Below are 22,137 nucleotides of genomic sequence, written 5' to 3' on the forward strand. Positions count from 1 at the left end.
ATTAATGTGGATGCAGGGTTTGGGGCCGCTTCGCAGCCCAGCGGGAGCAAGCTCCCTCGCCACAAGGGTAGCGGTTAAACACGATTACGGATCAATACCTAATTCGTGTTTGACCAGCCCCAGCAACTTCGCAGTATCAATCGGCTTGAGCAGAAAATCCACCACGCTCAAATGCATCGCCGCGATGGCGTCCTTCACATCGGCATCGCCGGAAACAATGATGATCGGCATTGCTGCCCGTACCGACTCGCGCACCTGCCGAATCAAGTCCAGGCCACCGACATTGCCCATGCGCAGATCAGTGATCACCAGGCCAATCGAGGGCTTTTCCGCAAGCATCTTCAGTGCGGTTTCGCCACTGGCCGCGGTCATGCAGTGAATACCGTCCAACGCGAGTATCTCCGACAACAGCTCCCGGGCGTCCTTGTCGTCATCGACGATCAGCACACGCTGCGGCGGCAAGTCGGGTTCGAGCATTACAGCGCTGAGCGCTTCACGCTCGGCGTCGCTCAAAATATCGTGGTCGGACATGGCGTTCTCTAAGTTTTCAAATCAATCACCTGGCACAGTCGTCAGACATCGCTAAGCAGAGCTTCAATGTGCACTTCGTCGGATTTTTTCCAAGTGGCTGGCGGGGGAATTTCCGACTGTTTTTGTAGGGCACTTCCCAAATGTGCCCAACGGCAGCTCAAACCTAGACTTACGTCCAATGGGCACCCCGCACGCAGGGGTCGACCATGGCTGCAACGATCCGACAACAACAATTCAAAAAAGACTGCGGTAATGGTTATGAGTAAAGCGGACGCCTTCACCCAGGCAGGGAAAACCGCGGTGTTGCAGAACATTCAGGGCACCCTGCAATTCCTCCAGCGCTTCCCGCCCTTCAATCAGATGGAACACGCCCACCTGGCTTATCTGGTGGAGCAGTGTCAGCTGCGGTTCTACGGCCAGGGCGAAAGCATCATCAAGCCCGCCGACGGGCCGGTCGAACACTTCTACATCGTCAAACAGGGCCGGGTGATCGGTGAGCGTCAGCACATCACCAGGCCCGGCACCGAAACCACGTTTGAAATCACCACCGGCGAGTGTTTCCCCCTCGCCGCGCTGATTGGCGAACGGGCGACCCGCACCGAACACCTGGCCGGCGAAGACACCTTTTGCCTGCAACTGAACAAACCGGCGTTCATCAAGCTGTTCGCTCTGTCCAACAGCTTCCGCGATTTCGCTTTGCGCGGGGTCAGCAGCCTGCTCGATCAGGTCAATCAGCAGGTCCAGCAGAAAGCCGTGGAAACCCTCGGCACCCAGTATTCACTCAACACGCGCCTCGGCGAATTGGCGATGCGCCATCCGGTGACCTGTAGCCCGGATACATCTCTGCGCACAGCGGTGAAGCTGATGCACGAACAACAGGTCGGCAGCATCGTCGCAGTGGATGAACACAAGGCGCCGCTGGGGATTTTCACCCTGCGTGACCTGCGCGAGGTGGTCGCCAACGGCAGCGGCGATTTCAGCGAAACCATCGAGCGCCACATGACCTGTTCGCCGTTCTTTCTGTCGCCCGATCACAGCGCCTTCGACGCGGCGATTGCCATGACCGAGCGGCACATCGCCCACGTCTGTCTGGTAAAGGATCAGCGCTTGTGCGGCGTGGTCTCCGAGCGCGATCTGTTCTCCCTGCAACGGGTCGATCTGGTGCATCTGGCCCGGACCATCCGCAGTGCCCAGCGCATCGAGCAACTGATGAGCCTGCGCGGCGAGATCGGTCAACTGGTCGAACGCATGCTCGCCCACGGTGCATCGTCGACCCAGATCACCCACATCATCACCCTGCTCAACGATCACACCGTGTGCCGGGTGATCGAACTGACCCTCGCCGAAAAAGGCGACCCCGGTGTGCCGTTCAGTTGGTTGTGCTTCGGCAGCGAGGGCCGGCGCGAACAGACGCTGCACACCGATCAGGACAACGGCATTCTGTTCGAAGCACGGGACGCGGCGCACGCGGCGGAGATTCGCGGCAAGCTGCTGCCACTGGCCCAGCAGATCAACCAGAGTCTGGCGCAGTGCGGCTTCAGCCTGTGCAAGGGCAACATCATGGCCGGCAACCCTGAGCTGTGCCTGTCGCGGGCGGAATGGGCGCGGCGCTTTGCAGCGTTTATTCGCGAAGCGACGCCGGAGAACCTGCTCGGTTCGAGCATTTATTTCGATCTGCGAGTGGTCTGGGGCGACGAGAAAGGCTGCGCGCAACTGCGCCGGGGGATTCTCGATCAGGTCGGCGACAACCGTTTATTCCAGCGCATGCTGGCCGAAAACGCCCTGCGCAATCGTCCACCGGTGGGACGCTTTCGCGAGTTTGTGCTGGCGCGCAAGAACGGCGAAAAAGCCACCCTCGATCTCAAGGTCCAGGGCCTGACGCCCTTCGTCGACGGCGCGCGTCTGTTGGCACTGGCGCACGGCATCGAAACCAACAACACCCTCGAACGCTTGCGTCAGTTGGTCGAGAAAGAGGTGATCGAACGGCTCGACGGCGCCGCGTATGAAGAGGCTTACCACTTCATCCAGCAGACCCGCATGCAGCAACACCAGATCCAGACGCGGGAAAATCTGCCTTGGTCGAATCGCGTCGATCCGGACAGCCTCAATCATCTGGACCGGCGCATCCTGCGTGAATCCCTGCGCCAGGCCCAGCGCCTGCAGAGCAGCCTGGCCTTGCGGTATCAGCTATGAGCCTGTTCTCGTGGCTGCGCCCGGCCAGCCCTCTGCTGTCGGCCGACCTGCAACAGCGTCTGGCGGAGCTGCCGGCGATCAGCGAAGTGAAAGAGTGCAGCCTGCGCGAGCAGCGCTGGGTGGTGCTGGATCTGGAAACCACCGGGCTGAACCTGAACAAGGATCGTGTGCTGTCGATCGGCGCGGTGGTGATCGAAGACGGCGCGATCGACTTCAGCCAGCAGTTCGAGCGCACCCTGCAATGTCGAGAGCTGAAACTCAGCCCGAGCGTGTTGATTCATGGCCTGGGGCCGAATGCGATTGCCGCCGGTAGCGACCCGGCCGAGGCATTGCTGGAGTTGATGGAATTCATCGGCGACAGCCCGGTGCTGGCGTTTCATGCGCCCTTCGATCAGCACATGCTCGGGCGCGCATTGAAAGAACACTTGGGCTACAAGCTGCAGAACGTGTTTCTGGATGTCGCGGACATGGCACCGCTGTTGTGCCCGCAGGCGAATATCCGTGAGGCCGGGCTGGATGAATGGATCGACTGGTTCAAGCTTGAGGTGTTCGAGCGGCACAACGCGAGTGCCGATGCACTGGCCACGGCAGAGCTGGCGTTGATCCTGTTCAGCCGGGCACGGCAGCAGCAGATTCATAGTCCGCTGAACCTGCAGCAGCGTTTGAGTCAGTGGAAACGTCGGCAGCAGGCGCCTTCCTTCTAGATTTGCAGCCGACCCGTATCCCCCTGTAGGAGCTGCCGCAGGCTGCGATCTTTTGATTTTATAAACAGCAAAATCAAAAGATCGCAGCCTTCGGCAGCTCCTACAGAGTCCACATTGACTTCACCCGACCAGTGGCCAATTGCTAACCATTCCCACCTCTGCGAGAATCGCGAACAATTCTCGTTGGTTAACATTTCCCAATCGGTGCGTCTGGTGTCGTCAGTCCCAAGCCCTCACAGTGAACTCGTCGGTGCGTTGTATCGCGACCATCGCGGTTGGCTGCTGAACTGGTTGCGGCGCAACGTGGCGTGCCCGCAGCGGGCCGAAGACCTCAGTCAGGACACCTTCGTGCGTTTGCTCGGTCGCGATGAATTGCTGACGCCGCGCGAACCGCGGGCGTTTCTGGTGGCGATCGCCAAGGGCCTGCTGTTCGACTACTTCCGCCGCGCCGCGCTGGAGCAGGCCTACCTCACCGAGTTGATGCTGGTCCCCGAAGGCGAACAACCTTCGGTGGAAGAACAGCAACTGATCCTCGAAGACCTCAAGGCCATCGACCGCTTGCTCGGCAAACTGTCGACCAAGGCCCGCGCCGCATTCCTGTATAACCGCCTCGACGGCCTCGGCCATGCCGAAATCGCCGCGAAGCTCGGCGTCTCGGTGCCGCGTGTGCGGCAATACCTGGCTCAGGGCATTCGCCAGTGCTACATCGCCCTCTACGGTGAGCCGACATGAGCCCGGCCAGCTCCAAACCGGTTTCGGCTCAGGTGCTGGACGCGGCGATTGCCTGGCAATTGTCGCTGGATTCCAGCAGTGCGCTGGAGCGCGAAGAGTTCGCCAAATGGCACGCAGCCAATGAAGAACATGCCCGCGCCTGGCGTCAGTTGGGCATGCTCGATCAGCGCTTCAGTGTCGCCAACGGCCCGGCCCGCGCTGCGTTGCTGCAATCACGCGAAGGCATTCGCCGCAGAGTGCGCAAGCTCGGCAGCGGACTGGCCAGCGTGGTGGCAGTGGTCGGTCTGGCGCTGTTTGCCGGTGATCGCTACCTGCCGCTGGATTACTGGCTGGCCGATCAACGCACCGCCACCGGTGAGCAGCGCACGGTGCGGCTGGCCGATGGCACCGTGCTCAACCTCAACACCCACAGCGCGGTGGATGTGCGCTTCGATGCCAGCCAGCGCCTGATCGTGTTGCAGGAAGGCGAAATCATGGTTGAGACCGGTCACGGCGATGCGCGGCCGTTCATCGTCGAGACCCGCGAAGGCAGCATGCGCGCGCTGGGCACGCGGTTTCTGGTCAAGCGTGAAGACCAGGGCACGCGTCTGAGCGTCCTGCAATCGGCGGTGGCGGCGCATCCGCAAAGTCATCCTGACGAGCAGATCCTGCGCGAAGGCCAGCAAGTGCTGATTCGCAACGACGGCCTCGACGCGGTCGCCGCACTCACCCCCGGCGCCGATGCCTGGACCCGCGGCATGCTGGTGGTGGACAACGCGCGGCTCGGCGATCTGGTGCACGAACTCGGGCGCTACCGCCGTGGCTATCTGGGCGTCGCCCCGGAGGTCGCCGACCTGCGCATCACCGGCAGCTTCCCGCTGCACGACACCGACAAGGCCCTGAGTGCTCTGCTGCCGACCCTGCCGGTACAGATCGAGCAGCACACGCCGTATTGGGTCACGGTGGCGAAGGCTGATACCAAGCCTTGAGGGCGACCGACCTCTGTGGCGAGGGAGCTTGCTCCCGCTCGGCTGCACAGCAGTCGTCAAACCAGTCAATGCGATTTATCTGAAAGACAGCAGGGACCGCTTCGCGCTCCAGCGGGAGCAAGCTCCCTCGCCACAGGGTCTCGGTCACTTTTCAGTTAATCGAAATTATTTTCATCCAGCCCTATCACTTTTCAATTCTCGTCCGGCACACAGGCAATTGAGAAATATTTCCATTCAGGAGCCTTCGCATGTCCCGTTCGCTAGACACCTTGTTGCGCCCCAGTCTGCTGGCTGTCGCCATCGCCCTCAGCACCCCGCTGATCAGCCACCCGTTGCTCGCCGCTGAGCAGGCCTCCAGCGTACGCGCCTACAACCTGCCGGCGGCGCCGTTGTCGACCACGCTGAACCAGATCGCCAGCCAGGGCGGCCTCGCGCTGTCGCTCAATCCCTCGCTGGCCGCGGGCAAGACCTCGGCGCCGGTCAACGGTCAGTACGATGCCGCCGGCGCACTGCGTGCCGCCCTGCGTGGCACCGGTCTGCAACTGGAACAAAGCAACACCGGCACCTACACCTTGGTTGCGGTGCCGGAAGGGACACTGGCGCTGCCGGAAACTGCAGTGATCGGCGTGGAAAACTACGAAAGTGCCTGGGGCCCGGTCGAAGGCTACACCGCCACCCGCACTGCCGCCGGCACCAAGACCGACACTGCGCTGGTCGAAGCGCCGCGCTCGATCTCGGTCGCGACCCGCCAGCAAATGGACGACCGCAGCGTGCACAGCCTTGATGACGCCGTGCGCTACATGCCGGGCATCACCGCCAGCAGCTACGGCAGCGACACCCGCGCCGACTGGCTGCGCGTGCGCGGTTTCGAGCCGACCCAGTTCCTCGACGGCCTGCCGCTGCCCAAAGGCGTGTACGCCAACCCGAAACAGGAAACCTGGAACCTCGACCGTCTCGCCCTGCTGCGCGGTCCGGCCTCTTCCGTCTACGGCCAGACCCCGCCGGGCGGCCTGCTGGACATGGTCAGCCGGCGCCCGAGCAGCGACGCCAGCAGCGAAATCCAGTTGCAGTACGGCAGCGACAACCACCGCCAGATCAACTTCGCCAGCACCGGCAAGATCGACGACGCCGGCCAGTTTCTCTACGGCATCAGCGGTGTGGTGCGCGACAGCGGCACGCAGATCGACCACATCGATAACAAGCGCTACAACATCGCGCCGAGCCTGACCTGGAACATCGACGACGACACCAGATTCACCCTGCTGAGCCAGTTCACCCGCGACGATACCGGCATTACCAGCCAGTTTCTGCCGGTGCAGGGCACCAAGATCGACATGCCGTTCGGTAGCGTCTCGCACCACAAAAACCTCGGCGACCCGGATTGGGAATACTACGACCGCACTTACTACGCGCTGGGTTATGCCTTCGAACACCGGCTGAACGATGTCTGGCAGTTCAAGCAGAACCTGCGTTACACCAAGTCGGACCTGTCGTTCCAGGCCCTGACCGTCGGCTCTTACCCGTACACCATGGTGGACGATCAAGGTAACGTCGGGCGCACCAGCACCAGCGTTGACGAAGACATCAGCCAGTTCGCAGTGGACAACAACTTCCAGGCCGACTTCGCCACCGGTGACATTCGCCACACCGTGCTGTTGGGGCTGGATCACCAGCGCAGCAACACCAACTACCTGTCGATCTACGGTGACGGCCTGAAAACCAACGTGCTGAACCCGATCTACGGCCAGCCGATCGTTCGTCCGGATCGCTCGACGGCGTATTACGACTACGACCAGAAGACCTACCAGACCGGCCTCTATGTACAGGATCAGATGGCCCTCGACCAATGGCGCCTGACGCTGGGCGGTCGTGAAGACTGGGTCCACACCGGCACCAAATTCTTCAACAAGGCCGACGCGACCAACACCCAGCGCGACAAGAACTTCAGCGGTAACGCAGCGCTCAGCTACGTGTTCGACTCGGGCTTCGTCCCGTACATTTCCTACGCCGAATCCTTCCAGCCAACCACCGGCGCCGACGCCTCCTCCACCGGTTCGCTGAAACCGACCGAAGGCAAGCAATGGGAAATGGGCGTCAAGTACCAGCCACCGGGCAGCAAGACCCTGCTGACCGCCGCCGTGTATGACCTGACGCAGAAAAACGTCGCGGTCACCACCACCGTCGGCAACACCCCGATCACCAGCCAGACCGGCGAAGTGAAAGTCAAAGGCCTGGAACTGGAGGCGACCTCGGACGTCACCGATAACCTGAAAGTGATTGCCGCCTACACCCTGGCCAAGTCCGAAGTGCAGAAAGGCGACTACAAAGGCAACCGCCTGCAACTGATGCCAAACCAGCAAGCCTCGCTGTGGACCGATTACACCTGGCACAGCGGCGTGCTCCACGGCTTCGGTATCGGCGGTGGCGTGCGTTACACCGGCAACACCTATGGCGATCAGGGCAACACCTGGCTGGGCAAGGCCAATGCTTACACGGTGTTCGACGCCTCCGTGCATTACGACCTCGGGCGCCTGGACAACAGCCTCAAAGGTGCATCGGTCGCGGTCAACGCCACCAACCTGTTCGACAAGGACTACATCTCCACCTGCGACGGCTTCTACTGCTACTACGGCGACCAGCGCAGCGTCGTCGCCAGCGCCACCTACAAGTGGTAACCGCGTGAGCTGAAACAGGTCCTGTCACCAAGCCGTCCTTCATGGACGGCTTCGGTGTTTATGAAGGTCATGAAATGAAAAGTAAAACAATTCGCCGCTGGTCGTTCATCCACACCTGGACCAGCCTGATCTGCACCGTGTTTTTGCTGTTGCTGGCATTGACCGGCCTGCCGCTGATCTTCCATCACGAGATCGAGCACCTGCTCGGCGATGCCCCGCAAGTGCGCGAGATGCCGGCCGACACGCCGCGCCTGAACCTGGCGCAACTGGTCGAGGCCGCCGAACAACATCGTCCCGGCGAAGTGGTGCAGTACTTCGGTTTCGAGGACGACGAACCCAATGCCGTGTTGACGATCATGGCGAAGACCGCCGGCACCGAACCGAACTCGTCGCACACCTTCATGCTCGATGCGCGCACCGGTGAAGCGCTGGAAACCCCGTCGGCAAATGGCGGGCTGATGCTGTTCATCCTGCGCCTGCACGTCGACATGTTTGCCGGGTTGCCGGGCAAACTGCTGCTGGCGTTCATGGGTTTACTGTTCGTGGTCGCGATCATCTCGGGCACCGTGCTGTACCTGCCGTTCATGCGTCGCTTGCCGTTCGGCACCGTGCGTCAGGACAAGTCCACCCGCTTGCGTTGGCTCGACCTGCACAACCTGATCGGCGTCGTCACCCTGACCTGGGCGCTGGTGGTGGGCGTCACCGGAGTGATCAGCGCCTGCGCCGACCTGCTCATCGCCGCGTGGCGCAATGACTCGCTGACCGCCATGGTCGCGCCGTACCGCGATGCCCCGCCACTGACCCGACTGGCCCCCGCCACCCGCCTGCTCGACATCGCCCGGGACGTGGCGCCGGGGATGAACCCGGACTTCATCGCCTTCCCCGGCACGCGCTTTTCCAGCGAGCATCACTACGCGGTGTTCATGAAGGGCGGCACCCACCTGACCTCGCACCTGCTGACGCCGGTGCTGATCGACGCCAGCACTCTGCAGGTCACCGCTGTGGCCGAGCGCCCGTGGTACATGGACGCCATGGGCATGTCCCAGCCGCTGCACTTCGGCGACTACGGCGGCATGCCGATGAAAATCCTCTGGGCGACCCTTGATGTGCTGACCATCATTGTCCTCGGCAGCGGCGTGTACCTCTGGGTGGTGCGGCGTAAAGCGGCGAAACCGGTGACGGCGGAGGCTGCTGCATGAAGCCGCGTCAGAGCAATTTCTGGAAGGTCTTCAGCACGCCGCTGGTGATTGCGCTGCTGAGTGCGGCGGGGTTGTTCGCGGCGTTGTTGGGGGATGGAATCTGGGATGCGTTGAGCTGGGTCGGGCTGGGTGTTCCGGCTTATCTGGCCATTAGAGGTTTATTGCAGCGCAGGTAGTTTTTGTGTTGTCGGTGATGGCCTCATCGCTGGCAAGCCAGCTCCCACAGGGGTTTATGCTGAATCTGAAATTTGTGTTCGCTGCAAAAACTGTGGGAGCTGGCTTGCCAGCGATGGCGATCTCACGAACACCATCAATTCCTCGCCAGCCACAGTGGTTGTAGCTAGGCTAACCTGCTGTTCTTGATGACCACCGAGGTTTGCCAATGTCCGCCCCCAGCATGACCCTGTTTCACAACACGCTCTCCCCGTTCGTGCGCAAAGTGATGGTGCTGTTGCACGAGACCGGCCAGCAGAATCGCGTCGCCCTGCAAGACTGCGTGCTCAGCCCGGTCAGCCCGGACGCTGCGCTCAATGCCGACAACCCGCTGGGCAAAATCCCGGCCCTGCGTCTGGCCGACGGCAGCGTCATCCATGACAGCCGCGTGATCCTCGAATACCTCGACCAGCAGCACGTCGGCAATCCGCTGATCCCCCGCGAAGGCGCGGCCCGCTGGCGCCGTCTGACCCTGGCCTCGCTGGCTGACGGGATCATGGACGCCTCGGTGATGGTGCGTTACGAACTGGTATTGCGCGCCCCGGAAAAGCATTGGGACGAATGGCTCAACGCCCAGCGCGAGAAAATCCGTCGCGCCCTGGCCTATCTGGAAAGTGACGCCATCGCCGAGCTGACCAGCCATTTCGACGTGGCCGCAATCAGCGTCGCTTGTGCGTTGGGTTACATCGATCTGCGCCACCCGGATCTGGACTGGCGCAGCGCCAACCCGCAACTGGCCAGCTGGTATTTCGAGGTGAGCCAGCGAGCGTCCATGGTCGCCACCCTGCCCAAGCCTTAAGGCTGCGGCGTCTGATCCGGCCCCTTCGCTGGCAAGCCAGCTCCCACAATGGATTTGCGTATGACAGAGTTCTCTGTTTCAGCACAACTCCTGTGGGAGCTGGCTTGCCAGCGATGGCACCAACTCGCATCCACAGGCAGAAACCCGACAATCCGCGTCACCAATTCTTCCTTCCAGCGCTGGTCCTCGCGCAACCCGCTCATTGCATCGCCCCCACATCAAACTCCAGCGGCCTGGCCGGTTTCTGCCCGATCCCGTACCAGTCGAGTTTGCGCGTCAGCACCATGAACACCCCAAGCAAGCCGAACAACAGCAGCGAACCCATCAGCAGCGCGTAATCCTCGGCGCTCAGCAGTCCGTACAGCAGGCCATACAACGCCGCCAATCCCGCAGAGAAACTCAGGCCGTGGCGCACGCTGTGCAGCACGTGACACACATAAAACCCGATCAACAACACACAGCCACTGGCCGACAGCAGATACGCCAGGGCAAAGCCGATGTGCTCCGACAACGACAGCAGCAACAGGTAAAAGAACGCCAGCGCCACCCCGACCAATGCGTATTGCACCGGATGCACCGCCAGACTCTTGAGCACTTCGAACAGGAAGAAACCGGCGAAGGTCAGGACGATGAACAACAGCGCATATTTGATCGCCCGATCACTCTTCAGGTACTGGTCCACCGGATCGATGAAACTCACGCCAAAACTGCGCCCGCTGAACCCCTCGCATTCATTGCCCGTCACGCAACGACTCATGGCTTCTTGCAGGTTGGTGGAGAAGAACGTGGTCTGCCAATCGGCGCTGAAACCCTGATCACTGATCTCGCGTTTGCCCGGCAGGAAATTGCCGATGAAGCTTGGGTGCGGCCAGTTTGCCGCGAGGCTGACGTGGCTGGTTTTGCCCACCGGCAACACCTGCAGCGAACCGGTGCCCTGCAGACGCAGGTCGAAACCGAAGGTCAGTTCCGTGGTTTTGCGGGTATCCAGCGCCGGCAGCGTGACCCGCACGCCTTCGCCCAGCCAGCCCACCTGAGTACCGGGTACGAAGTCCAGGCGCTGGCCGTCGAGTTCCAGTTTCAGGGCGTTTTCGATACCGCGAATGTCACTGATGCCCACCGCCAGAAACGGCGCATCGAACTGGTAATCGGCGAAGTCTTCCTTGATCCCCAACTGCGCCGGCAACGAGAAATGCCCATTGATGCGATTGTCGGCATGGAACAGCCGCGCCTCGTAGATACCGCGCTTGCGCAGCTCGGTCTGCACCTGGCCATCGAGTTCGAAACGTTCCGGCAGAAAGTACAGCCGACCGCGCTCTTCGCCGAGCTCTTCATAGCGCTGACTGGTTTTCTCGTTGGTCTTCCAGGTACGCACCACCTTGCGGTACGGCACCACCATCACCGGCCCGCTCAGTTGCTGGCTGTAGCTGGAACTGCGGGCGATGTCTTCGAGTACTCCGTCGCGCCGTTGCTGGCGGTCATCGATGATGCCGTCGATCATCAACAACGGGATCAGCAACAGCAGGATCAACAGGGCGACAGCCCCGAGTTTGATAGTCAGATTTCGATTCATAACGACGCTCCCTGGTTGGAATGTGGCCAGTCTGGGAGTGCTTTGTGGTTTTGTTATGGAGGTTGTGTGGGCTTTGCGTGGAAATACCTGTAAAACGCTTTTTCCTCATCACCTTGGCAATGTTCATAGAAAGGACGGACACGTTGCGCAACAACTCTTTCGATTTGATCCGGCACTTGGCGGCACTCATGGTGCTGATCAGCCATCACTTTGCGCTGTGGGGTCTGCCAGAGCCAGGCATCGCAGGCTTCAACTCACTGGGCGGTATCGCCGTGATCGCGTTCTTTGCGATCTCCGGCCTGCTGATCACTCGCAGCTTCGTCAACGCCACGAACTTCACCGACTATCTGATCAAACGCATTGCCCGCATCTTTCCAGCATTGATCCTCTGCGCCTTCGCGATGACTTGTATCGCCGGCGCACTGTTTGCCGAAGGCTATGTCACAAGCTCGAGCGCCACGATCGACTTCCTGCGAATCTCGGTTTTCGGTCGAGCCACTATCGAACAGATCACCAATGGATTTATCTTCGACGAATCCTTCAATGGCAGTCTCTGGACGCTGAAAATCGAATTCGGCTTTTACTTGCTGCTGGCGGCGGTTCTGGGTCTGTACCGAAAAGCCCTGTTGCCATGGATCCTGCTGATGGGGTTTGCGGTGGCAACGTATGTCTTGAGTAGTGCAGTGTCCGGCGCCATGGCGCAAAAACTGGCGACTTACTGCGGTGCTGGTATCGCCTTCTTTGCCGGTTCCGTGATTGCCTTTCACAAACAGCACCTCAGCAATCCCCGTGTGCTGGCGATCGCTCTGGCGGCCGGGACCGGATTGATCTGCCTCAGCGTCGGCACCCCATTGGCCACAGTGCTGGCGACGCTGGGCTGTGCGCTGGTCACCCTGAGTCTGGGCCTGCTCTACGTCGACAAAAGTATCCGGGGCCGATTCGATATTTCTTACGGAATCTATCTGTATGCGTTCCCGGTCCAGCAACTGGTCATCAACAAGTCCCACCTGAGCTTTCTGCCGTCCATGCTCGTCTCGGCGCTGATCGTGATCATGCTGGCGATCGCTTCATGGCGTCTGGTGGAGCAACCAGCGTTGAATTTCGCCCATCGGAAGAAGCTTCAGCACACCGCAGCGGCCTCGTCCCCACCCTGAGCCCGGCCTGTCCGTAAGGTTTCAGGGCAGGCTCAGAACGGCTTGCACACCGCCCGACACGTTGCTGATCGACAGTTGGCCACCATGCAACTTGGCTACCTCTGCCACAAAGTTCAGTCCCAGCCCGGTGCTCTTGCGCCCACTGTCCGGTCGCGGCAGCGAATAAAACCGCTCGCACAGACGCGGCAAGGCGTACTCGGGAATCGGGGCGGCTTCGTTGAACAGGCGCAACTCGACCTGCTCCCCCACGCGTTCGGCACTGAAGCGCAGCAACCCGTCGACCGGGGTGAAATCCAGCGCATTCTCCAGCAGATTGCCCAGCGCCTGACGCAGCAGAAACGGCTCGCCGATCAGCATCAGATCCGGCGCAATGGTCTGCTCAACCGTGAGCCGCCGGCCTTCGATTCGCGCTGCCTGCGCGCGCAACAATTCATCGACCAGCGCCGCCAGCGGCACCGCCACGCGTTCCTCAAGCCCCTGACGCTGCTCGACTTGCGCCAGATTCAACAGCCGCTCGATCAACTGCTGCATCCGCGCACTTTCACTGTCGATGTTGCCGACAAAGCGCAGGCGCTGAATCGCTGGCATCTCCTCCTGCAGCAATTCCGCCGCACCGCGAATCGCCGCCAGCGGACTCTTCAGTTCATGGGTCAGGGTGTGCACATAGCGCTCGACGTAGGCCTTACCTTCCAGTTGAGTGCGCATCTGCTCCACCGCCGTCGCCAGTTGCTCCAGTTCACCGCCACGGTAATGCGGCACTTCGACCCGGCGCCCTTCACTCACCGCTTGGGCATACCCGGTCAAACGGTGCAGCGCGCGGCTCAGCCACCACGACAGCAAAGCGCCGAACAGCAGGCCGAGGCCGATCAACCCCGCGCCGTAAAACAGCAAGCGCCGCTCGGTGCGGTCGACATAAGGCTGCAATGAACTGTTGGGTTTGGCCACGGTGACCACGCCGATGATTTTGCCGTTATCACGGATCGGCGCGCCAATGTGCATCACCGACGACGCCGAATCATTCGGATCGCTGCGGGTCGAGCGCGCACCGTATTCGCCGCGCAAGGTCAGGTATACGTCGTTCCAGCGCGAGTAATCCTGCCCGACCGCCACCCCGCTGGAATCCAGTACCACAATGCCTTTGGCGTCGGTGACGTAGATGCGATGGTTGACCTGGTTTTTCGGCAAGCCCCAAATGGTCGCCTGTGGCTGGCGCTCACCGTAGGCGCGCAGCAATTCGGGCCAGCGGTTCTCGCTGAGCGTCCCGGCCTTGAAATCATCACGCAGGATCTCCGCCATCAGGTTCGCGGTGTCGACCAGGGTTTCTTCGGTGGACTGGCGCACGCCCGGGCGGATCTCTTCCATCACCGTGTTGAGCACGAAGTAACCGGTCAGGCCGACAAACAGCACATACACCAGAAAAATCCGCAGCCCCAACGACATCAGCTGTGCCCCGGGCTGTAGCTGTAGCCGAGACCGCGATGAGTCTGAATCGGCTCGGCGTCGGCGCGCACCAGACGCAGTTTGGCACGCACGCTTTTGATGTGGCTGTCGATGCTACGCTCGTAACCGGCGTCCGCGGCCACCCCCAGCGCATCGAGCGATTGCTCGCGGCTGAACACCCGCTGCGGTTGTTCGAGCAGGCATTGCAGCAGACGGAATTCGTGGCGGGTCAGGCTCAATGGCTGGCCGCGGTAGGTGATCAGCACACGCTCGGCATCGATGCGAAACAGTGCCGAGGAGGCTTCAACCACAGGTCGCGGCGCCACGCGTTTGAGAATCGCCCGCACCCGCGCGGCAACTTCCCGTGGGCTGAACGGCTTGACCACGTAATCGTCGGCACCGATCTCCAGCCCCACCACCCGGTCGATCTCGGCGTCCCGGGCACTGAGAAACAGCACTGGCACTTCACTGAAGCGCCGCAGCTGTTTGCAGGTTTCGAAACCGCTGATGTCCGGCAGGCCGATATCGAGAATGATCAAGTCAGCCGGGGTCTGCCGTTGAAACTCCAGCGCCGCCGCGCCGAGGCTCAGCCACGTGGTCGCGAACCCCTCGCCCTGCAGGGCAAAAATCAGCGTGTCGGCAATCGCCGCTTCGTCTTCGACAATCAGGATATGAGGCATGGCGTCCGAGCCCATGGGTTAAGAGCGCGAACGGTGCCCCAAGCCTGACCTTACGTCAATGAGACCACTTAGCAGTCCGGCTTGTCGGCAGTGAAACGCCGCGCCGGGTTCACCGCTGCGCCAAACTCGCGCAAGGCCTTGGCACCGATCAGCAGCGGGTAGTTGAAGTTGCTGCGGTCGGTCAGATTGACCTCAACGGTGCGCTTGACGTTGCCCAGGCACAGTTCCAGATCGACCACCGGACGCTTGGCGACTTCAGTGCTGTCGCCTTCGTCCTCTTCGTCCGAGCGGCTCTTGATCTTGCTGATCCGCGCGACCTTGTGTTCGTAGACCTTGTTGCTGGCATCCTTGGTGCCGAGGCGGAAACGTACCCAGTTCTCGCCGTCGCGGGTGAAGGTCTCGATATCCTTGGCCGACAGCGAGGCGGTCAGCGCGCCGGTGTCCATCTTGGCCTTGAGCACCTCACCACCGATTTCCGGCAGCGCGATGTATTCATAACGCCCGTACAGGGTCGGCTCGGCGGCCATGACCGGCAGGGCGACGAGGGCAAACAGTGCAAGGAGGGATTTCACGTAAGGGGCTTCCTTGGAAAATGAGGGCTCAACGCCGAATTCTAGACCGCGAAAAAACACGATAGTTGGTTCGCCGCCGACCTTTGTGGCGAGGGAGCTTGCTCCCGCTCGACGACGCAATCGGCGTGAACCACCCTGCAGGTTTCGCCTGACACACCGAGGTGAATGGATTTGGAGCCGCTTCGCACCCCAGCGGGAGCAAGCTCCCTCGCCACAGGATGCTGTGTAATCATTCAAAGAATAACGGAGCAAAAGTGAAACATTCGTCACCACCGATTTGGCCTGCCGCCCGAAGCCACTTATCATGGCGCGCCCATCCGCCTTCATAGAGTTGCTTATGCGCCGCCTGCTCACCGGCTGTTTCGTCACCCTGCTGCTGTTGCTCAACACCCTGATCCTGATCGGGCCGCTGCTGGTCTTTGCCCTGCTCAAGCTGATTGCGCCGGGGCGCTGGCGCGACTACGCCTCGTGGGCGGTGATGTGGATTGCCGAGACCTGGGCCGAGATCGACAAGCTGATCTTTCAGCTATGCATCCCCACCCAATGGGACATTCGCGGCGGCGCAGACCTGCGCGGTGACACTTCGTATCTGGTCATCAGCAACCACCAGTCGTGGGTCGACATTCCGGCGCTGATCCAGACTCTCAACCGGCGCACGCCGTTCTTCAAGTTCTTCCTCAAGAAAGAACTGATCTGGGTGCCGTTCCTCGGTCTGGCGTGGTGGGCGCTGGATTACCCGTTCATGAAGCGCTACAGCAAAGCGTTCCTGGCCAAGCACCCGGAGCTGGCGGGCAAGGATCTGGAAATCACCAAACAGGCCTGCGAGCTGTTCAAACGCCAGCCGGTGACAGTGGTGAATTATCTGGAAGGCACCCGCTACACCGCCGCAAAAAGCGCGCAGCAGCAGTCACCCTTCAAGCACCTGCTCAAACCCAAGGCGGGCGGTGTGGCGTTTGTTCTGGCGGCAATGGGCGAACAACTCGATGCGCTGCTCGATGTGACCGTGGTTTATCCACAGGAAAAAATTCCGGGGTTCTGGGATCTGATCAGCGGCAGCGTGCCGCGGGTGATCGTCGACATCCAGACCCGCGAACTCGACCCGGCACTGGCGCAGGGCGATTACGAGAACGATCCGCTGTTTCGCCAGCAGGTCCAGAACTGGGTCAACCAGCTCTGGACCGAGAAGGATCAGCGCATCAGCGAACTGCGCGGCGAGCGCAGCTGAATCAGCTACCGGTGCCGGCGCCCCAGATGCTGCCCAGGCTCTGCAAAATCGGGCCGCCGACGCCCTGATCACCCAGATACTTGAGCAGCACCGGGGCAAACTGGCCGACCATGCCGCTGTCCATGCCCAACGCACCGAAGGCATTGTTCAGGTCGCTGGTGTTCTTGACGTTGCCCAGCGCGTTTTCCAGCCCCGCCGACTTGCCCGACGAACCCAGCAAACCACTCAACGCCGCCAAGTTGCCGCTGCCGCCCGACAGTTTGTCGATGCCCGGCACTTCTTTGGCCAGCTGCGAATAATCGGTGCTGCTCAATTGGTTCTTGGCCAGGCCAAGCATGGCGCTGGTGCCACCGACCGCCTGCTGCGGCGTCACGCCGAGACCGGTGACGGCTTGCAGCAAACCGGCGGTTTCCGAGGTCGGCGCGGCGGCGGTGGCTGCGTTGCCACCCTGCATGCTCGAAGCTGCTTTGGTCACATCGTCCAGACTGAAGCCGGCAAACACCGGGCTCGCTGCAAGGGTCATCAGTGAAGCCAAGGCAATACCGCGTGAAATCTTCATTCAGACATCCTCTTGCGCTGTGGTGACCGCCCGTCAATGGGCGGCAAAACTGCCGTTTTGACCGGGTTTCAGCCAGCATGTTCCTCGCTGGCGCATCCATTTTCAGCATAGCCACGTATATAAAACGTGAAACCGTGGATAACCCGAGATGAATGGCACAAGCGCTGTCGCTGAACTAGCCTGTGAACAACCCGGGGCCCGCCTTCGTCGCCCGTGCATTGCTTGGAGGCCTGTCATTTCCATCGTCGACACCGATCAGCTCAGGCATCTGTTGGCCCAGTGCGCACTGGGCGACCGAGGCGCCTTCGAAACCCTCTATCACAGCGTCGGCCCGCGCCTGCACGGCGTCGCTCTGCGCTTCATGGGTCGGGCGGATCTGGCCGAAGAAGTGCTGCAGGAAAGCTTCGTGCGCATCTGGAACAACGCCTCGCGTTACGAAGCCCATTTGTCGGCGCCGCTGACCTGGATGATCAACATTACCCGCCATCAGGCCATCGACCAGTTGCGCAAACAGCGCGAACGGCCGCTGACCGAGTTCGAACAAGACACCTTGCCGGACGAAAGTCCTTCGGCCCATGACCTGTTGAACCGCAGCCGCGAAGCCAGTGCGCTGCACCGCTGCCTCGACACCCTCGACGGCATGCAGCGCCAGTCGATCACTGTCGCCTACTTTCAGGGCCTGTCCTGCGCGGAACTCGCCGAACACCTGGCGGCGCCGCTGGGCTCGGTGAAGTCGTGGATTCGTCGCGGCATGGAACGTCTGCGCAGGTGCCTCGAATCATGAACTACCAGACCCCCGCCCTGCGCCGCGCCCTCGCTGCCGATTACGCCATCGGATTGATGTCGGCGGCGGCGCGTCGGCGCTTTGAGCAATTGCTGCTGGATGACGCAGCACTGCGAACCGAGTTGGCACAGTGGCAGGAGAGTCTCGCCAGCCTGACCGATACATTGCCGGAGCAACCGGTGCCGGATCGGGTGTGGCAAGCCATTACTGCACGCATCGATCCGCAAGAGCTGCATGTACCGCCCAAACGACCGTTCTGGAACTGGCTGCGACTCACCGCAGCGATCTGCTCCATCGCCGTGCTGGTATTTCTTGGCTCGCTGTACAACCGCGACGACGCCCGCTACCGCGCCACTCTGCTGAGCGCCGACGCGCAACCGGCGCTGAAGGTCGAAGCGCATGCGGATTATCTGCAGGTCGAGCCGCTGACGCTGGCGGCAGTCGGGCCAGATCGCAGTCTGGAATTGTGGGCGATCCCGGCTGATGGCAAGCCGATTTCGCTGGGGGTGATTCCTGCGGGAGGCAAAGGCAAGGTCGAGTTGAGCGCGGCGCAGAAAGCCTTGATCGGCCAGCCGATTGCGCTGGCGGTGAGTCTGGAACCCAAGGGCGGCTCGCCGACCGGGCAGCCGACGGGGCCGGTGCTTTACCAAGGCGCGTTAGCGGCTCTCTGACTCTGGCACCACAAACCTTTTGTGGCGAGGGAGCTTGCTCCCGCTGGGCTGCGAAGCGACCCAAATCTTGAGTGGGTAATTTTCCTGAGACGCCGCATGTGTGGATTTTACGACGGCTTCGCCGCCGAGCGGGAGCAAGCCCCCTCGCCACAGGTTTAGTGCTCATCCCCATAAAAAACGGCGACCTTGAGGTCGCCGTTTTGCATTGCCTGAAACTTACGCCGCACTGAACAACCGATGCGGATCAATCACAAACTTCTTCGGCACACCCGCATCGAACTCGCCATACCCTTCAGGCGCCTGGTCGAGGCTGATGACTTGCACGCCGACCACTTCGGCGATGTTGATGCGATCCCACATGATCGCCTGCATCAGCTGGCGGTTGTACTTCATCACCGGGGTCTGGCCGGTGTGGAAGCTGTGGGATTTGGCCCAGCCCAGACCGAAGCGGATGCTCAGGCTGCCCATTTTTGCGGCGGCGTCCACGGCACCCGGATCTTCGGTCACGTACAGGCCCGGAATACCGATCTTGCCCGCCACGCGCACCACGCCCATCAGCGAGTTGAGCACCGTGGCCGGGGCTTCGGCTTTCACCCCGTCATGCCCGTGGCCGCGCGCTTCGAAGCCCACGCAGTCCACCGCGCAATCCACTTCCGGCTCGCCCAGCAGTGCGGCGATCTGTTCGTGCAGCGGCGTGTCCTTGGACAGGTCGACCACTTCAAAACCCTGGGCCTTGGCGTGCGCCAGGCGGATGGTGTTGACGTCGCCGATGATCACCACCGCTGCGCCCAGCAGACGCGCCGAGGCTGCAGCGGCCAGACCGACCGGGCCGGCGCCGGCGATGTACACGGTGCTGCCCGGGCCAACGCCCGCCGTCACGGCGCCGTGATAGCCGGTCGGCAGAATGTCGGAGAGGCAGGTCAGGTCGCGGATTTTCTCCATGGCCTTGTCGCGATCCGGCAGTTTCAGCAGGTTGAAGTCGGCGTACGGCACCAGCACGTATTCGGCCTGGCCGCCGGTCCAGTCACCCATGTCGACGTAACCGTAAGCCCCGCCGGCACGGGCCGGGTTGACGGTCAGGCAGACACCGGTGTGTTGCTCCTTGCAGGAACGGCAGCGCCCGCAAGCCACGTTGAACGGTACGGAGACCAGGTCGCCGATTTTCAGGTTCTCGACGTCGGAACCCTTTTCGATCACTTCGCCGGTGATTTCATGGCCCAGCACCAGACCGGTCTGCGCCGTGGTACGGCCGCGCACCATGTGCTGGTCGGAGCCACAAATGTTGGTGGACACCACACGCAGAATCACCCCGTGCTCGATCTTCCTGCCGCGCGGGTCCTGCATTTTCGGATAGTCGATTTTCTGTACTTCGACCTTGCCAGCGCCGAGATACACCACACCACGATTGCCAGACATGCTTTCACCTCGCTGTTGTTTTTATGGAACCGCGTTGCCCAGGCAGGCAGCGCGTTGAGTGCTCGGGTACAGATGCTGATTGTTGTGTTGCCTGTTATGGCCTCATCGCTGGCAAGCCAGCTCCCACAGGTTTCGGGTGGAACTCAAAGATTGTGTACAGCACAAATCCCTGTGGGAGCTGGCTTGCCAGCGATGGCGATCTAAAGAACCACGGTTCTGTTGGCGTTCAAAAACACCCTTCTTTCGATGTGATAACCCACGGCTCGGGCCAGGGTCAGGCCTTCGATATCCCGCCCCTTGGCGATCAGATCCTCCGGGTAATGACTGTGATCCACCGCCTCGACGCCTTGGGCGATGATCGGCCCTTCGTCGAGGTCGTTGTTGATGTAATGCGCCGTCGCGCCGACCAGTTTCACGCCCTTGTTGTAGGCCTGGTGATAGGGCTTGGCGCCCTTGAACCCCGGCAGCAGCGAGTGATGGATGTTGATCGCCTTGCCATCGAGCTTGCGGCACAGCTCCGGTGACAGTACCTGCATGTAGCGGGCGAGGATCACCAGTTCGGCGCCGGACGCTTCGATCACCTGCCACACCTGTCGCTCCTGCGCCGGCTTGTCGTTGGGGTCGAGGGGGAAATGGTAGTAGGGAATCTGGTGCCAGTCGGCCAGCGGCTTGAGATCCGGATGGTTGGAGACCACCGCCGCCACATCCATCGACAACTGGCCGATGCGTTGGCGGTAAAGCAAATCGTTGAGGCAGTGATCGGCCTTGGAAACCATGATCACCACTTTCGGCCGATAGTTCGGCGCCGTCAGCTCGAAGACCATGCCGAACGCCGCTCCACGCTCGGCGAGGCCGGCGCGGAAGGACTGCTCGTCAAAGCCGTCGGGCTGACGGAATTCCACGCGAATGAAGAAGCGGCCCGAGAGCCGGTCATCGAACGAGTGGTGCTCGGTGACGTAGCAACCCTGCTCGAACAGAAAACGCGTCACCGCGTCCACCGTGCCGAGCACGCTGGGGCAGTCGGCGGTCAGAATCCATGTGTCTGGGGCGCGGCTCATGGTGCGGTGACTCCTGTTTCAACATCTGTGAGCAGAGTGAACTCTGTGGCGAGTGAGTTCTGTGGCGAGGGAGCTTGCTCCCGCTGGGTTGCGAAGCGACCCCAAAATCAGCAACCGCGCTCTTCCAGAAAGAATGCGCTCGCAGGTTTTTTGCGACTGCTCCGCAGCCGAGCGGGAGCAAGCTCCCTCGCCACAAGAAGCAATCGCGGCAACCACTTAGTGTTACGCCTGAACACTCAGGCCGTACTCGGCCGATGCATCCTGCAACCAGAGCCACCAGTAATCCGAGAAGCTGCGGCGGATCAGCAGTTCCCAGGTGTCTTCGGCGGTGTGGCGAATCATCAGTTGCGACTTGGCGAACACCGTGCCCACCGCTTTGCCCACCGGGAAGTTGTTCGGGTGCACGTCGTAGCTTGTGGATTTCATCAGCACCTGACGCACGTTCGGCCCGCTCAGTTCGAGCACTTGCTGGCCGCCGCTGACGTTGACGATCGCGATGTGCAGATCGCCCAGCGCTTCGCGCAGCTTCTGCTCGGCGGCGAATTCTTCACCACTTGGCACGATCAGCAGCCACTCGTCCGGGCCCATCCATTGCAGGCTGGTTTCGCCTTTGACGATCACGCTCAGAGCGCCCGGCAACTCGATGCCCAGGGCCTTGTGCACCCCGGCGGCAAACGCGGCGTCATGGCCGTCGCCACGAAGGGTCAGGTGACCGAGGAGTTTCTTTTCTCGCACGAACACACCGGCGTTCTTGCGACCCTTGCCGGCCAGGCTGGCGAGGTCGGCATGGTGCAGCGACGACTCGGCACGGGCCCCGGTGGCCGGGCGTTGTTGGTACACATTGGCTGTGGTCATAAAGCACCTATCTCAATTCTGTTGGTCCGGTCCTTGTGGTGGCTGTACTGCCGCCTTCGCGAGCAAGCTCGCTCCCACAGTGGACTGATGCCTGACACAAATTCCATTAACAACCCGAAACCTGTAGGAGCGAGTTTGC

General features: G+C 61.5%; 21 protein-coding genes. 12 read left to right on the forward strand and 9 right to left on the reverse strand.

Going from position 1 to position 22,137, the window contains the following annotated elements; all coding sequences use genetic code 11:
- Positions 1–84 precede the first annotated feature (84 nt).
- Positions 85–531: a response regulator gene (locus tag ABV589_RS12260; RefSeq protein WP_007966541.1), complete on the reverse strand. Its 447-nt coding sequence runs from the start codon at positions 529–531 to the stop codon at positions 85–87.
- Positions 532–789: 258 nt separating this feature from the next.
- Between ABV589_RS12260 and ABV589_RS12265 the strand changes: the two genes are divergently transcribed.
- From ABV589_RS12265 to ABV589_RS12300, 8 genes are all read left to right on the forward strand, one after another.
- Positions 790–2,724: a putative nucleotidyltransferase substrate binding domain-containing protein gene (locus ABV589_RS12265; protein WP_367085983.1), complete on the forward strand. Its 1,935-nt coding sequence runs from the start codon at positions 790–792 to the stop codon at positions 2,722–2,724.
- On the forward strand, positions 2,721–3,428 hold the full coding sequence (locus ABV589_RS12270) for a 3'-5' exonuclease (protein WP_367085984.1): 708 nt from the start codon (positions 2,721–2,723) through the stop codon (positions 3,426–3,428). Before ABV589_RS12265 ends, ABV589_RS12270 begins: the two co-directional genes overlap by 4 nt.
- 213 nt (positions 3,429–3,641) lie before the next feature.
- Entirely contained in the window at positions 3,642–4,160 is a 519-nt protein-coding gene (locus tag ABV589_RS12275; protein WP_367086193.1) for an RNA polymerase sigma factor, read from the forward strand.
- Positions 4,157–5,128 (forward strand): FecR family protein, encoded by a 972-nt coding sequence (locus ABV589_RS12280; protein WP_367085985.1) that lies wholly within the window; start codon positions 4,157–4,159, stop codon positions 5,126–5,128. Before ABV589_RS12275 ends, ABV589_RS12280 begins: the two co-directional genes overlap by 4 nt.
- Before the next feature lie 248 nt (positions 5,129–5,376).
- On the forward strand, positions 5,377–7,803 hold the full coding sequence (locus tag ABV589_RS12285; RefSeq protein ID WP_367085986.1) for a TonB-dependent siderophore receptor: 2,427 nt from the start codon (positions 5,377–5,379) through the stop codon (positions 7,801–7,803).
- Positions 7,804–7,877: 74 nt separating this feature from the next.
- Complete coding sequence (locus ABV589_RS12290; RefSeq protein WP_367085988.1) at positions 7,878–9,002, forward strand: PepSY domain-containing protein; 1,125 nt, start codon at positions 7,878–7,880, stop codon at positions 9,000–9,002.
- Positions 8,999–9,178: a hypothetical protein gene (locus ABV589_RS12295; protein ID WP_041069939.1), complete on the forward strand. Its 180-nt coding sequence runs from the start codon at positions 8,999–9,001 to the stop codon at positions 9,176–9,178. Before ABV589_RS12290 ends, ABV589_RS12295 begins: the two co-directional genes overlap by 4 nt.
- A gap of 206 nt (positions 9,179–9,384) precedes the next feature.
- The gene (locus ABV589_RS12300; protein WP_367085990.1) at positions 9,385–10,014 is read left to right on the forward strand and encodes a glutathione S-transferase; all 630 of its coding nucleotides are present in this window, start codon (positions 9,385–9,387) and stop codon (positions 10,012–10,014) included.
- A 199-nt stretch (positions 10,015–10,213) separates the two neighbouring features.
- Here the strand turns inward: ABV589_RS12300 and creD are convergent, their stop codons facing one another.
- Positions 10,214–11,584, reverse strand: a complete 1,371-nt coding sequence (gene creD / locus ABV589_RS12305; RefSeq protein ID WP_367085992.1) for a cell envelope integrity protein CreD — start codon at positions 11,582–11,584, stop codon at positions 10,214–10,216.
- A gap of 77 nt (positions 11,585–11,661) precedes the next feature.
- Between creD and ABV589_RS12310 the strand changes: the two genes are divergently transcribed.
- Positions 11,662–12,738 carry an acyltransferase gene (locus ABV589_RS12310; protein ID WP_367085994.1) on the forward strand — a complete coding sequence of 359 codons (1,077 nt, stop codon included), beginning with the start codon at positions 11,662–11,664 and terminating at the stop codon, positions 12,736–12,738.
- Positions 12,739–12,759: 21 nt separating this feature from the next.
- On the opposite strand, the gene creC is transcribed toward ABV589_RS12310, so the two are convergent.
- From creC to ABV589_RS12325, 3 genes are all read right to left on the reverse strand, one after another.
- Complete coding sequence (creC, locus tag ABV589_RS12315; RefSeq protein WP_367085995.1) at positions 12,760–14,178, reverse strand: two-component system sensor histidine kinase CreC; 1,419 nt, start codon at positions 14,176–14,178, stop codon at positions 12,760–12,762.
- Positions 14,178–14,858 carry a two-component system response regulator CreB gene (creB, locus tag ABV589_RS12320; protein ID WP_367085997.1) on the reverse strand — a complete coding sequence of 227 codons (681 nt, stop codon included), beginning with the start codon at positions 14,856–14,858 and terminating at the stop codon, positions 14,178–14,180. Before creB ends, creC begins: the two co-directional genes overlap by 1 nt.
- 68 nt (positions 14,859–14,926) lie before the next feature.
- Positions 14,927–15,430, reverse strand: a complete 504-nt coding sequence (locus ABV589_RS12325) for an ATP-dependent zinc protease (protein ID WP_007962587.1) — start codon at positions 15,428–15,430, stop codon at positions 14,927–14,929.
- Positions 15,431–15,767: 337 nt separating this feature from the next.
- Between ABV589_RS12325 and ABV589_RS12330 the strand changes: the two genes are divergently transcribed.
- Positions 15,768–16,655 (forward strand): acyltransferase, encoded by an 888-nt coding sequence (locus ABV589_RS12330; protein WP_007962588.1) that lies wholly within the window; start codon positions 15,768–15,770, stop codon positions 16,653–16,655.
- Position 16,656: 1 nt separating this feature from the next.
- Here the strand turns inward: ABV589_RS12330 and ABV589_RS12335 are convergent, their stop codons facing one another.
- A complete protein-coding gene (locus tag ABV589_RS12335; protein WP_007962589.1) occupies positions 16,657–17,214 on the reverse strand; it encodes a DUF2780 domain-containing protein in 558 nt (185 codons plus the stop codon).
- A 148-nt stretch (positions 17,215–17,362) separates the two neighbouring features.
- On the opposite strand from ABV589_RS12335, the gene ABV589_RS12340 reads away from it, so the two are divergent.
- Both ABV589_RS12340 and ABV589_RS12345 read left to right on the forward strand, forming a co-directional pair.
- Positions 17,363–17,998, forward strand: coding sequence for a sigma-70 family RNA polymerase sigma factor (locus ABV589_RS12340; RefSeq protein ID WP_367085999.1), 636 nt, complete (start codon positions 17,363–17,365; stop codon positions 17,996–17,998).
- On the forward strand, positions 17,995–18,669 hold the full coding sequence (locus tag ABV589_RS12345) for an anti-sigma factor (protein WP_367086001.1): 675 nt from the start codon (positions 17,995–17,997) through the stop codon (positions 18,667–18,669). Before ABV589_RS12340 ends, ABV589_RS12345 begins: the two co-directional genes overlap by 4 nt.
- Positions 18,670–18,885: 216 nt before the next feature.
- Here the strand turns inward: ABV589_RS12345 and fdhA are convergent, their stop codons facing one another.
- From fdhA to soxG, 3 genes are all read right to left on the reverse strand, one after another.
- The gene (gene fdhA, locus ABV589_RS12350; RefSeq protein WP_027610665.1) at positions 18,886–20,085 is read right to left on the reverse strand and encodes a formaldehyde dehydrogenase, glutathione-independent; all 1,200 of its coding nucleotides are present in this window, start codon (positions 20,083–20,085) and stop codon (positions 18,886–18,888) included.
- Positions 20,086–20,285: 200 nt separating this feature from the next.
- Positions 20,286–21,143, reverse strand: coding sequence for a formyltetrahydrofolate deformylase (purU, locus tag ABV589_RS12355; protein ID WP_007962596.1), 858 nt, complete (start codon positions 21,141–21,143; stop codon positions 20,286–20,288).
- Between the two features lie 222 nt (positions 21,144–21,365).
- Positions 21,366–21,998: a sarcosine oxidase subunit gamma family protein gene (gene soxG, locus ABV589_RS12360; RefSeq protein ID WP_367086003.1), complete on the reverse strand. Its 633-nt coding sequence runs from the start codon at positions 21,996–21,998 to the stop codon at positions 21,366–21,368.
- Positions 21,999–22,137: the final 139 nt, after the last annotated feature.

It is taken from the genome of Pseudomonas sp. HOU2, from assembly GCF_040729435.1.
Lineage (GTDB): Bacteria > Pseudomonadota > Gammaproteobacteria > Pseudomonadales > Pseudomonadaceae > Aquipseudomonas.

Bases quoted from the DNA above. Each gene is read 5' to 3' on its own strand.
- creC (WP_367085995.1), bottom strand. From the start codon at position 14,178: ATGTCGTTGGGGCTGCGGATTTTTCTGGTGTATGTGCTGTTTGTCGGC.
- ABV589_RS12335 (WP_007962589.1), bottom strand. From the start codon at position 17,214: ATGAAGATTTCACGCGGTATTGCCTTGGCTTCACTGATGACCCTTGCA.
- purU (WP_007962596.1), bottom strand. From the start codon at position 21,143: ATGAGCCGCGCCCCAGACACATGGATTCTGACCGCCGACTGCCCCAGC.
- ABV589_RS12285 (WP_367085986.1), top strand. From the start codon at position 5,377: ATGTCCCGTTCGCTAGACACCTTGTTGCGCCCCAGTCTGCTGGCTGTC.
- ABV589_RS12265 (WP_367085983.1), top strand. From the start codon at position 790: ATGAGTAAAGCGGACGCCTTCACCCAGGCAGGGAAAACCGCGGTGTTG.
- creB (WP_367085997.1), bottom strand. From the start codon at position 14,858: ATGCCTCATATCCTGATTGTCGAAGACGAAGCGGCGATTGCCGACACG.
- ABV589_RS12295 (WP_041069939.1), top strand. From the start codon at position 8,999: ATGAAGCCGCGTCAGAGCAATTTCTGGAAGGTCTTCAGCACGCCGCTG.
- fdhA (WP_027610665.1), bottom strand. From the start codon at position 20,085: ATGTCTGGCAATCGTGGTGTGGTGTATCTCGGCGCTGGCAAGGTCGAA.
- ABV589_RS12300 (WP_367085990.1), top strand. From the start codon at position 9,385: ATGTCCGCCCCCAGCATGACCCTGTTTCACAACACGCTCTCCCCGTTC.
- ABV589_RS12340 (WP_367085999.1), top strand. From the start codon at position 17,363: ATGAATGGCACAAGCGCTGTCGCTGAACTAGCCTGTGAACAACCCGGG.
- ABV589_RS12330 (WP_007962588.1), top strand. From the start codon at position 15,768: ATGCGCCGCCTGCTCACCGGCTGTTTCGTCACCCTGCTGCTGTTGCTC.
- creD (WP_367085992.1), bottom strand. From the start codon at position 11,584: ATGAATCGAAATCTGACTATCAAACTCGGGGCTGTCGCCCTGTTGATC.
- ABV589_RS12280 (WP_367085985.1), top strand. From the start codon at position 4,157: ATGAGCCCGGCCAGCTCCAAACCGGTTTCGGCTCAGGTGCTGGACGCG.
- ABV589_RS12290 (WP_367085988.1), top strand. From the start codon at position 7,878: ATGAAAAGTAAAACAATTCGCCGCTGGTCGTTCATCCACACCTGGACC.
- soxG (WP_367086003.1), bottom strand. From the start codon at position 21,998: ATGACCACAGCCAATGTGTACCAACAACGCCCGGCCACCGGGGCCCGT.
- ABV589_RS12345 (WP_367086001.1), top strand. From the start codon at position 17,995: ATGAACTACCAGACCCCCGCCCTGCGCCGCGCCCTCGCTGCCGATTAC.
- ABV589_RS12270 (WP_367085984.1), top strand. From the start codon at position 2,721: ATGAGCCTGTTCTCGTGGCTGCGCCCGGCCAGCCCTCTGCTGTCGGCC.
- ABV589_RS12260 (WP_007966541.1), bottom strand. From the start codon at position 531: ATGTCCGACCACGATATTTTGAGCGACGCCGAGCGTGAAGCGCTCAGC.